Origin of the sequence: Bacillus testis, assembly GCF_001243895.1 — a bacterium.
GTDB classification, from domain to species: Bacteria; Bacillota; Bacilli; order Bacillales; family DSM-1321; genus Bacillus_AD; species Bacillus_AD testis.
The window spans coordinates 555,419-567,396 of the sequence record NZ_LN851186.1 but is presented as its reverse complement, the minus strand read 5'-3'; the positions used below and the strand labels follow the sequence as shown (position 1 = coordinate 567,396).

Genomic DNA, 11,978 nt, shown 5'->3' with positions numbered 1-11,978 from the left:
GTAATATTAGAAATGCCCGAAAGCCCAGGAATATCAGGGCTTTCGGGCACATAGTAACCCTATGAACTTATTCCCACTCAATAGTAGCAGGTGGCTTAGAAGTAATGTCATACACAACGCGGTTAATATGCGGTACTTCATTCACCAAACGAACTGAGATCTTCTCTAGGACGTCCCAAGGGATGCGTGCCCAGTCGGATGTCATGCCATCGATGGATGTTACGGCACGGATTCCGATTGTGTAGTCGTACGTACGGGCGTCGCCCATTACGCCTACGCTGCGGATATCAGGAAGGACTGTGAAGTACTGCCAGATGTCGCGGTCAAGGCCGGCTTTTTTGATTTCTTCGCGAAGGATATAATCGGATTCGCGGACGATCTCCAATTTTTCTTCTGTGACTTCGCCAAGGACGCGGATTCCTAGGCCTGGGCCTGGGAAAGGCTGGCGCCAAACGACTTCGTCTTTCATTCCAAGTTCTGTTCCTAGTGCACGGACTTCATCCTTGAATAGTGTGTTCAACGGCTCGATCAGCGTGAATTGCATGTCTTCAGGAAGGCCGCCAACATTGTGGTGTGATTTGATCGTTTGTGCAGTGGCTGTTCCGCTTTCGATGATGTCTGTATACAGCGTTCCTTGGGCAAGGAAGTCGATGCCTTCAAGTTTTGCCGCTTCATCATCGAATACATAGATAAATTCGTTACCGATGATTTTACGTTTTTGCTCAGGGTCGGATACGCCAGCCAATTTCTTCATGAAACGCTCGCGGGCATCCACTTTGATGACGTTCATATTGAAGTCTTCTGTGAAGGTCTTCATAACGCCTTCTGCTTCCCCTTTGCGAAGGAGGCCATGGTCTACGAAAATACATGTCAATTGGTCGCCGATTGCTTTATGGATCAATACAGCGACAACGGATGAATCAACACCGCCGCTAAGTGCGCAAAGCACTTTCTTGTCGCCGACTGTCTTGCGGATTTTTTCCACTTCGATTTCAATGAAGTTTTCCATTGACCATTCCCCGTGGCAGCCGCAGATGTTGAATGCAAAGTTCTTCAGCATATCATTGCCGTATTCTGAGTGGCGTACTTCTGGGTGGAATTGAACAGCGTACAGTTTTCTTGAGTCATCGCTCATTCCAGCAATTGGGCAAGACACGCTTGTAGCATCTGTCACAAAGCCTTCAGGAGTAGCGGTAACCAAGTCTCCGTGGCTCATCCAGACTATCTGTTCCGCAGGAAGGTCTGCATACAATTTAGATTCATGTTCGATTTTTAATGTGGCTTTTCCGTATTCGCGGTGGCTCGCTTTTTCAACCTTGCCTCCGAAATGGGTGGTCATTAGCTGCATGCCGTAGCAAATGCCGAATACAGGAATGCCCATGTCGAAAATGCGCTCATCACAGCGGAATGAAGATTCGTCATATACACTGTTCGGACCGCCTGAAAGGATGATCCCCTTTGGATTCATCGCTTGAATTTCTTCCATCGTCAAGGTATGCGGATGTAATTCTGAATACACGCCGAATTCTCTGATACGTCTTGTGATTAGTTGATTATACTGACTACCAAAATCTAGGACAACAATCATTTCCTGATTTTGCAATTCTTTTTTCCCTGGCACAAACGTCACCTCTGATTGTATTTTATGAAACGCACTGGTGCTTACCAGTGTTAGCACTGAACGTATAATGGACCCATATTAACACTTGCCGGTTCGACATAACAAGTAATAACAGTGTCTCCAATTATAAAAAAGAATAAAGAAAAAACTAGAACCTATTGCACTGGAAAAAATCCGTATGCATTAGTCTAGTCTATTTCCAATCGTTCCTCAGGAAGCAAGCACCTAAAAAGCCTGTAATAAAGAAGGCATAGATCAGATTGCTTGCTCACTTCATAGTCAGGTCATTTACGGCGCCCTGGTAGAAACTTTCGAACCATATTATCGAGGATATACGAAGGAAATATATGAAATTAATAATAAAAACTAAACCCTATTGTATCAAGTGTTTAAAAACGAGGTCAAGTTATTGTTTTTTCCATAACCTTCCTCCACAACACAAAGAGTTCTTGCCAGTCTGCCTCCTGTTGTTTTCCACTGTATATATATTTCTCGTACTGCTCTGTCAGCCGGCCCATTTCAGTGCCTGAAAAATATTGGTCCACGTATCTTGCGTATTCCCTGAGCGTTTGCCCTTGCTCACGGGTAATGCCGTACCGTTTCAATTCTTTTAACAACACTTTATAGGCGGATTCGAATGGATCAGTTTTTGATGTATAGCGGAAGACCAGAATCCATAAGCGGGGCATCCATTTTCTGCGCAGCGCATAGACCAATACGAAAAGCAGGATGACGACTACGCCGAGAAGGATCGGTTTGGCCAGAGACGTTTCTTCTTTATTAACTTCTTTTTTCGCTGCAGCATCCTTCGGTTCGGCTGCCAGCTCTTTCTGTACGGTTTTTCGTGGTTGGACTTTGGTCGCTGGTCTATTGCTGGCCGGCGTATCCGTTTTTTCGTCTTTTGGCTTATTCATCCGCGATTCATTATAGACAAAGCGGGCATCATTACTGAACCCTTTAGTCGGTTCAAACGGCACCCAGCCAAAGAAAGGGAAATACACTTCCACCCATGAATGGGCATTGTTATTGGTGATTTCGTATGTACTCAAGCCGCCTTCATTCTTGGCCAACTCGCCCGGCGTGTACCCCTTCACCCAGCGGGATTCAATCCCCAATGACCGCAGCAGAACAATCATTGATGTGGAGAAATGGTCGCAGTAACCTCTCTGTGTCTCAAAAAGGAATTGATCGACGAAGTCCTGGCCATCTTTCGGGTATGGAATGTCTTTGCGGTCATACACAAATTCCGGCCGATCGAAATATTGCTCGACCGCCTTTACCTTGTCATAGCGGGTAGTCCGGCCAGCGGTGATCTCTTTCGCCAAATATTTAACGCGATCAGGGAGATTTTTTGGAAGCTGTAGGTCATCATCCTTTACACCGGAATAGTTCTTCAGCACGTTATAATATGTCTCCCCATCCGGAAATCTACCGTTGCTTTTTTCCCATTCTTCTATATAGCGGTCTGCCTTCTTCAATTCATCCACATTATAGATCGGAACTGTATACGTGAGTCCATACTGCTCCAACGCTTTTTTCTTCTCGCCTGAAACACTGATTACTTTTGTGCTGATCGGGTCATATTGATAATCGATAGGATCATCGCTTTCGTCAATCGTTACATAACCTGCCGGGTTTGGATAAGGGACATGGTCATAAAGCAGCTTTATACTCACTTTGTCTTTATATGAGTCGGTTGAAACTTTTTTATTGTAGTAGGAGCCATCGCTCTCCGAAATAGGGATGAGTTTCCGGAAAGACGCCTTTTCCGCTTTTTCACCAGGGGATTTGATCCACCCTTTCCCTGTATAAAAATCCTTCGACTCCACACGCCAATAATGCTTCGTCCCGACTGTCGCTTTGAAAACGACCGTATCGTCCTTCTCAAATCCTCCGCCAAGCCTGCGATCGTCCACACCATACCCAACCTTGCTGACATGGGTTTCGTTTTCTGTGAATTTATCTGAATAAGACTTCAGGAATGGGACCGGATCCGGCCATAAGGCACCTGACTTGGGTGCTGCTAAACCGATTGCGCAGGCAAAGACGATCGTGCCTACCAGCGGAAGAAACCAGAGACCCATCAGCTTCTTATCCACTTGCAGCTTTCCTTGTTCTGACTTGCGGTATAAAGCCAAACTGCCAATCATCAACAGGCCGAACATAAACAAACGCAAAATAGCGCGATCTCCATCATAAAGAGTGAACGAATCCAAAGTCGCCACAAATAGAATCGAGATAAAAAAGAATAAAAAGATGCTGCGCTGAACGAAAATCCAATAATGAATCAAATAGGTCATAATCCATAAAAGAATGAAAAACAGCAGCGTTTTAAAATCGTTGGTGATAGCGTCGAAGTCACCGGTGAACAAAGATCGGCAGCTTGCCATGATATCAGTTGCCAACTGCAGCAGCCAAGTGGGATTGAATAGAATAGTGCCGCTGAAATAAATATAATAAATCGAGATCAGAATGAAGCCTGCCAGGATAATCATTTTTGGCATCAGCTTCACAGAAAATAGATAAGCTACAAACGGAATAATGGAAAACACAATAAAAATCGGCAAATAGCCTACATCCGATATAACTTTAAGCGGACGCAACCATTCCAAAAGCATTAGATAGCCCAAAAAGTAAAAATAAAACTGCGGCAGTTTGCCCATCATACTGCTATGCACGTTCTGCCACCTCCTCCCGGTCCCAGCTTTTCGGGATGAAACGGCAAACAATTCCTTTTGCCAGAGCTTTTCTAGTCAGTTGCTGTTGGGCCGCTGCCTCTTCCAGCAAAAAGACAGTCGCCATTCCGCTGCCTTTGAGGGCTGCCACTTTTCCGATCAATTCTAAAGTCAAATGGGCAGACACGACTATATACGGCATATGGCCGAGCATGACAGCTGGATGATCAACCGGCGGTTCACTGTTTGTTTCAGTGGCTTTTGCCAATTCATACATGATTTTTCGACGTTGCTGTTCTCCTTTTCCCACTTGGTACATCAAAGCTGGCTTTTGAAGCGATGTATAGGCCACTCCTATTCCTTGCAGAAGCATCGTATGGACAATGGAAGCTGTAAATCGCACCAATTCCTCGAACTGTACGGCAGGATGCATATCCAGTAAGACGACAGCATCCTGGCTTTTGCGTTCTTCAAACTCTTTTGTCATGATTTCATTCCGCCGGGCAGTCGCTTTCCAATGGATCCATGACAAACGGTCGCCCGGCATATAATTGCGCACGCCAGATACAATTGTATTTTCCCCATGTGTACGGACAGACGAAGCCGTCTCTCCCTGCTCATAAAAAGCGTCGAGCTGATCGATATCCACACGCCGGTAATCAGGGTAGATCAGGATGGTATGAGGGCATGAAATAAAGGCCGCCTTTTCATATAGCCCGAGTAAATCCATCGTCTCAACCGATATCCCGGGAAAAATATGTTCTCCCCTGACAGCTTCGGAAATTTCATATGTAAAAGTTCTCTCTTTGCACAACAGCAATTGGACCATCCTCTTCTGGCTGCCGCCTGCCCGGCTTGCCAAACGGTCTGGCAGGAAATCCTCCACCACTAAGAAAGGAAGCGGCAAGAAGCGAGGCCTACGGATTGTCACTTCCACAGTCATACGGTCGCCTCCGCTATATTCTGACCGGTTAAAACGCCTGGCCACAGTCACTTTTCTGATTGGATACAAAGATAATGCCAATGGATAGGCCCAAAAAGGAATGAAGCCATAAAATAAAAACCAGCTGACAAAGCCTCCCTGGAACATGGCATACATGAAAGAAAGAATCACCAATACAGTGAGCAGCGTTTTTTTGAGCATTTGGACCGCGCGGGTATATAAAGCTCTCATCATTCTTTCACTTGCCTCCGGACCGGCACGGGAACCTGCGCCAGGATAGCGGTTACCAGTTCCTCCGCACTCGTGCCGCTGTACTTCGCTTCAGGCTTCAATATCATACGGTGGCCAAATACATAAGGAGCCAGGTAATGGATATCATCAGGAATGACATAATCCCTCCCGTTCATAAGGGCATTGGCCTGGGATGCTTTCATGAGGGCGATTGATCCCCGCGGGCTGACCCCCAGATAAATGGAAGAGTGTATGCGTGTCCGATTCGCCAGATCGACAATATAACGCTTCATTATATAATCGACGTGGACTTGCTTCACTTCATCCTGGATAGCACGGACCTCTTCCAACGTGGCAACCGGCTGCAATTGATCAATCGGTTGATTGAATTGTGCACTCGACAGAACATCAATCTCTTCAGACGGCTCTGGGTAACCCATATTCATTTTCAACAGAAAACGGTCAAGCTGCGCCTCCGGAAGCGGATAGGTCCCCTCATACTCGATCGGGTTCTGCGTAGCCATGACAAAGAAAGGCTGCTCCAGCTTTCTGGTCACTCCATCAACCGTTACACTAGCCTCTTCCATTCCTTCCAAAAGCGACGACTGTGTTTTCGGCGAGGTTCGGTTAATTTCATCAGCTAAGATGATGTTCCCCATAATAGGGCCGGGCAGGAAAATGAATTCCTGTTCCTTCTGGCTGTATATCGAGGTGCCGGTTACATCGGAAGGCAACAGGTCGGGTGTGAATTGAATCCGTTTGAAGCTTGCACCGATACTGGCGGCAAGCGCCTTTACCATCATCGTTTTCCCTACCCCTGGAACATCCTCCAAGAGGACATGCCCTTCCGACAAAAGAGCAATCAGGCTCAACTCGGCTACATTTCTTTTGCCGATCATTACTTGATCTATATTGCGAAGAATTTTTTCAATAATGGGATGCTTTACTTTCTTAATCATTCCTACCTCCTGCATTGCAGTATTTATCTAATTATCTCATATTTCTGTAAATAAAAGGCGGATATTTTACATATTTATCCTTTCTTTCCCACAGAAAAAGAAAATCGGCATATAAAAGGAGCAGAGCCCGTGAACGGCTCTGCTCCTTTATTCAGACGGATACACCATATTACGTTCCTATCTGTTCATTAGTTACATGCAGGTCACTTTACCTCGGCAGGTTAAAAGTAATCCTCCGTTCTTTAAAGAGACGCTTCGCATCCGTACCGCTGAAAGGCCCATACTCTAAAGCAAATGTCTTAAAGATCTGGAATTCATCCTTACGGAACAGGAAGACTTCATACTTTTCCCTTTTCTCGCCTGGTTTCAGCGGGCCATCTTCCCGCGGTTCCACCATGCCATCCGATATAGCACTGCCACGGCCATTATCGATTTGCAGTGTGGCACTAGTATAGGAAAGATCAATCGGAGTATCGGATTGATTATCGACATTCAGCTTAACCGTCACCGCGACAATCCCGCTATCGCCGAAATTCGAAAAGCGCGGTTTATTCGTCGCATTAGGGATCAATTCAGCATACTGAACCCCTTCCAACGTCACTTTCACCTTATCGATTGCTTGCGTTTCATTGATGCCTGCTTTCCCGAAGATCATCTTCTTCTCTCCAAAGTTATCAGTCGTCAGCTTATCCGGATAAAACTGGTCTGCGTTCGCCACTTCATTCTTTTGTTCATCACTATAGATGAAAGCGAAGTTCCCTTCCCCTCTGACGCTGCCGGCGAACGATTTATCATCCGCCACTCCGCCTTCAATAATATACTTAGGCTGAACCGCCTTCATTGCTTCATAATCAGCGTTGGACAAGGCAAACGTTACAAATCCGCTGACCTTTTCTCCTGCTGCGTACTTGGATACTTCGCTCTCTTTCTTGGATTTTACAATCTTATCCTTATCCATGAGATCACGCGACTTGCTGGGAATATAGTCAGTCGTGCTTGTCAAGCGGATATTATGTGTATTGTTGTAGTATTTGGCTTTATCAGTTGCGTTTTCGATTGTCACCTTTGAAGTGATGACATATCCATCTATTTGATCATCAAACCAGATTTTCGAGTGTTCATTCATATCTGTTACCTTTACAATTTGGTAAGCATCAACAGAAACCTTGAACCCATTGAAATCTTTTATAAAATTCGCATCATTATTGGTGTATACGACTTCTACATTTCCTTCTGTCTCTTTTGCTATGGCTGGGTTGAATATGTCAGAAGACTGCCCGGATGATTGCTCATCATTTACGTCAGTGGCGGTCTCAGACGATTCATCTTGATCATCTTTCGTCTTTTCTTGGTCATCTGCAGCCTTTTCTTTATCGACCTTGGCGGTTACCTCTGTTTTTTCCTTTTCCTTTTTGGCCTCTTTTTCCCCCGATGTCTTTTCATCGTTGCCGCATGCCGCCAGCAAGAACATAACAGACAGCATACTCATCCATACAGCCTTCATTTTTCCCATCCCTAATCATCCTTTGGCTTAAAATTTCATACTACTCACTATATTTTTGTTACAAGAAAAAATGCTTCACGTTTTCCGTTTTTCATTAGGACAATGATGACTCTTTATGATAAAAATCAGGAAACCTTGATCTCCCACAACATTTTTTTGTCTTCACTCCGATGTTGAAGTGGTAGTCTTAGTGCCTGTCAGAACGAAATAAACTGATTATCGGCCCTCTGGCCTGCTTTTGCATTGATCACCCATCTACACTAGTATGATATTTGTTGTTTATCTCTTCTTTTAATGCTTCCGTATTCTCAACATTTACTTTTTTTAAGTCTGCTTCTATCTGATTTCTTGCTTCATCCGCAAGCTCCGATATGGGCTTGCATATGTCTTTAATATAATCTCTCTGTTTTAGGGTCAACTTTCCTTCATTTTTCATTATGTTTAATACATAAGAAATATTTAACTTTTGTCTAGTTTTCTTCATTGACCAATCATTCGTAAATTCCAATATTTCAAAACTATTATCGACTCTTTTAGCATCTGCATCACTTAATGCATCCTTTTTCCACCTATCCCATTCCTCTAGCACTTCCTGAGCTCTATCAAATTTCGCTTTTAATTGTTCGCCATTATTGACAGTCGTATATATGCCATTTGCTTTATTCGCGATTTCCTTCAGTTGTTGCTGCGCTTTTTGGTCGGCATCAAAACCAATTACATTGATGATTGGCGACACATTGGAATCCACGAAGGTCTTTGCGACGGCTACTGGATCGCCATCGCACGTTTCAATCCCGTCTGATACCAGATAAATTAAATTGGTGTTTGTCTTTGCATCAAATGATTGGAAGGATTGTTGTGATTGTTGTAGAGCATCGGCAATCGGTGTCCAGCCGCTCGGAGTAAACTGATTTAACGCCTGATTTAGTTTCTTTTCTTCATAGGATTCAAAGCCGTATACCTGCTCAACGCTCGCACAAGATTTACTTTTATCCTTTTCAGACCCCGTACCTTTGTGGCCGTATACCCTTAACGAGACTTTCGCTTCCTTTGGAACGTCAGCCAAGAAATCTTTAATTGCCTGCTTGGCCAAGTCCATCCGGCTTACACCGCCGATTTTATTCGCCATACTGCCGCTTGAATCCAAAATGATTTCTACATTATAGTTTTTTTTGAACTGATATCTTCCGTTAGACAGCTGGGGATGTCCCGACATAGAAAACTGCCATTTGTTGAGTAGGTCTTGAGGGTCATCAAAATCAGTGGAAACCAGTGAATAGACATATTTTAAATAATCAGAGAAGTCTTTCTTAGAGGCATCTTCTCGCAAGGGAGGAAGATCCTGGATTTCTTTTTTCACCAGGAGTTCAACCTCATCGGACAAGACTTCTTGATCCGCGAATTTCCCTGCTGGTTGATTAATCAATTGATTGAATTAGGAAGCTCAGGCAAATCTTCAAATACAGCGCGGTCAGTCTCCTGTTTGGATACTTGTTCTTCTCTCACCTGGCTTTTCGTTTCTTCCTTCTTTTCCAATTTAGTATTTTCATTTGAACAACCAAATAAGAGTAATATAGAAAGAATGATGTTGAATTTTGATATCTTCATAATAAAACTCCTTTTTTAGTCATTCGTACAGAATGATCAATTGCCGCCAATCCTTTTTACCAAGCTTTTCACCGACTCTGATTAAATAAAGCCAGCTTATAAGCTTTAGCATTTATATTTTTTTCCTTTAGTCGCTAAAAAAGGAAAGAATAAACCGAGCAGGAACATGAGCAAACGTCGCCAAAACAAACTTCTTTTATCAAACTAGGTTTAGAGAAGCAATTATTATTGATACATTTAATCAAAAATTGCATTTAAATACTGTAATGATGGCCCATAACCTCTTTGCGGAATTTTTCCCTTAAAGTAACGGATCCATTTCCCGTCTGAAATACTAGCAAAGGTTATGGTTGATTTTACTTCAATTCTATTTTTATTCTTATTGAATTGGACATCAGTATTTTCGTCGACATTAGATTCATTTCCGCTCAGCACTTCCTGAACTGATGGCAAGATGATCGTCTCAATATTTAAAAAGGAAGATTGGAAGAATTCTTTTAATTCCGGGTATCGTCTAATCATATCAGGAAGGACTTCATTCAAAGCTCTGAGATAACGTTCCGACTTCGATGATAGGCTATTATAACCCCTTGCTTTTTCGTCCACAATCTCCTCAATTGTTTTCATTTCACATTCTGTTTTTTGCAAAATAGAAACAGGTGAATCATCATATTCCTTGATGACGTCTTTTGTCTTTTCTATTAAAAAACCTGTCCCTGCTAACGCTGCTTGCTCGACTGCTGTATTGGCTTGTTCTTTCATTATGTAAACTTTTGCAATATTAATGACTAGCACGAAAACGAGGGCTACGATTCCCAGCAACCAGAGTAAATAAAATACAGCATTACCCTTTTCATTAGTAAGATGATTCATAAACAAGCACCTTGCCAAAAGCTTTCATTTCTAAATCCATTGACGCCTTATCTCTCCACTTGTCAGGGATAAAAACAAGTGAGTGTTCAGACTTCAAAGTGACTGTGAATTTGCCATCGCCAGAGGAGGGAGCAATGGATAAATCTTTAAATGAAATCGCAGAACTACTTCCAATTGCCTTTTGAGCTGCATCCCTTGCCTGGCTATATTCATTCGTAGCAGCATATATCTTGGCTGCATCGTTAACCGCAGATTTTGCTGTCATTACTGAATATCCAGTTGCAACTACCTGCCACAACAATAAAAAAAACATAAAATAAAAAGGAAGGATACCAAGAAACTCAAAACTTAAAGCACCTTTTTCATTTTTTATATGGTTCTTGCGCATAAGACCCTCCCCTTTTTCATCTTTTAAGCTTTTTACGTTTGTCTCTGCAAGACATTCATCTTATATTGCATATACCAAAGGTGGAAGAAAAACAGAAGCCACCTATTGAATATCTTTTCTTCATAGAAATCTTCTATTTGCTCTTGTATTCGAAAAAGAGAATAGTAGAGGATCCCTAAAAAATAAAATGTAAAAATGATATCAGCTATCTCTATATTCATTAATTCTATGGGTGTGAATACGATACTTCCCGCAATGGCATTTAGAAAAAATAACACAAGGAATACCGTAAAGAAGACCCACCACCTAAAAGGAATATGGTTATCAGGGAAATGATTATTAAGCGTTTTCTTTCTGCTTATAAACCAATATCCTATATAGGCACCCGACGTGATAATGGTTAACAAGACCATGACTGCCACGTTAACATTTTTTATTGTTGCCTTTTTTGTATCCACTATCTCTTCTATGACCTTTCCTCCTCCTTATGCCTGAATATGGATGTCTTTTTGTCTATATTTCAATGTTAAATAAATAAAAATGAAAGGATAAACTATACTATTAACGAAAGCACGCAGAAAAACATACACCATAGTATTTGTTTCTAAGCCTGTAACAATAGAAGTAATCAATACCCAAACAACCGCATTAATAGAAAAGATTAAAAGAAGATCAATTAGTATAAATACATTTTCTTTTAAAATGACGCCCCAAACACCTTTTAATATATCTGAGACTCTTTCCTTCTCCGAAAATAATGGAATTAATATAATCATAGCCATTCCAATAATTGTTGGGATAAACAGTAAAAAAAAGCTAAAGACCGACAAAAAGTAGATGACTGCGGTCATGAGGAAAATGACGCCAAACCGCTCCGCAAAAAACAGAAAGGAATGGCGTATTTTTACTGGGTTATCCAACAGATCATTCTTCGTAACATAAAAGAAGGCCGGGAATAAAATCGCAAAATTAAGAGTGATCAAAAAAACCGAAAAAACATTCTTCAATTCAATTATGTTGCTTTGTTGCATCAATATATCCAAAAAATACATAAACATGGATATGGGTATTACCATAAAAATACATAAAAATAAAATCAGAATTAGGTTTCTATTATATATTTCAAAGACATCACGAATCATGTGCTACTCTCCGTTTAATTAAAATGCTTGATTT

Annotated in this window: 10 protein-coding genes and 1 riboswitch; all 10 genes read right to left on the bottom strand. The window is 42.2% G+C overall.

Annotated features, from left to right (window positions below):
* Positions 1-67: 67 nt before the first annotated feature.
* On the bottom strand, positions 68-1,588 hold the full coding sequence (guaA, locus tag BN1765_RS03400; protein ID WP_187119475.1) for a glutamine-hydrolyzing GMP synthase: 1,521 nt from the start codon (positions 1,586-1,588) through the stop codon (positions 68-70).
* A gap of 289 nt (positions 1,589-1,877) precedes the next feature.
* Positions 1,878-1,979: riboswitch (purine riboswitch) on the bottom strand.
* 43 nt (positions 1,980-2,022) lie between these two features.
* On the bottom strand, positions 2,023-4,299 hold the full coding sequence (locus tag BN1765_RS03395; RefSeq protein ID WP_050613845.1) for a DUF4129 domain-containing transglutaminase family protein: 2,277 nt from the start codon (positions 4,297-4,299) through the stop codon (positions 2,023-2,025).
* Positions 4,292-5,473, bottom strand: a complete 1,182-nt coding sequence (locus tag BN1765_RS03390) for a DUF58 domain-containing protein (protein WP_050613844.1) — start codon at positions 5,471-5,473, stop codon at positions 4,292-4,294. The genes BN1765_RS03395 and BN1765_RS03390 overlap by 8 nt, the downstream gene beginning before the upstream one ends.
* Complete coding sequence (locus BN1765_RS03385) at positions 5,470-6,429, bottom strand: AAA family ATPase (RefSeq protein ID WP_050613843.1); 960 nt, start codon at positions 6,427-6,429, stop codon at positions 5,470-5,472. Before BN1765_RS03385 ends, BN1765_RS03390 begins: the two co-directional genes overlap by 4 nt.
* 208 nt (positions 6,430-6,637) lie before the next feature.
* Positions 6,638-7,942 (bottom strand): DUF5068 domain-containing protein, encoded by a 1,305-nt coding sequence (locus BN1765_RS03380; RefSeq protein WP_050613842.1) that lies wholly within the window; start codon positions 7,940-7,942, stop codon positions 6,638-6,640.
* 238 nt (positions 7,943-8,180) lie between these two features.
* The gene (locus tag BN1765_RS03375; RefSeq protein WP_147554143.1) at positions 8,181-9,293 is read right to left on the bottom strand and encodes a VWA domain-containing protein; all 1,113 of its coding nucleotides are present in this window, start codon (positions 9,291-9,293) and stop codon (positions 8,181-8,183) included.
* Positions 9,294-9,355: 62 nt separating this feature from the next.
* Positions 9,356-9,541 carry a hypothetical protein gene (locus tag BN1765_RS03370; RefSeq protein ID WP_050613840.1) on the bottom strand — a complete coding sequence of 62 codons (186 nt, stop codon included), beginning with the start codon at positions 9,539-9,541 and terminating at the stop codon, positions 9,356-9,358.
* 237 nt (positions 9,542-9,778) lie between these two features.
* On the bottom strand, positions 9,779-10,414 hold the full coding sequence (locus tag BN1765_RS03365) for a Tad domain-containing protein (RefSeq protein ID WP_050613839.1): 636 nt from the start codon (positions 10,412-10,414) through the stop codon (positions 9,779-9,781).
* Entirely contained in the window at positions 10,398-10,802 is a 405-nt protein-coding gene (locus BN1765_RS03360) for a hypothetical protein (RefSeq protein WP_050613838.1), read from the bottom strand. Before BN1765_RS03360 ends, BN1765_RS03365 begins: the two co-directional genes overlap by 17 nt.
* A 485-nt stretch (positions 10,803-11,287) precedes the next feature.
* Complete coding sequence (locus BN1765_RS03350) at positions 11,288-11,944, bottom strand: hypothetical protein (protein ID WP_050613836.1); 657 nt, start codon at positions 11,942-11,944, stop codon at positions 11,288-11,290.
* Positions 11,945-11,978 lie beyond the last annotated feature (34 nt).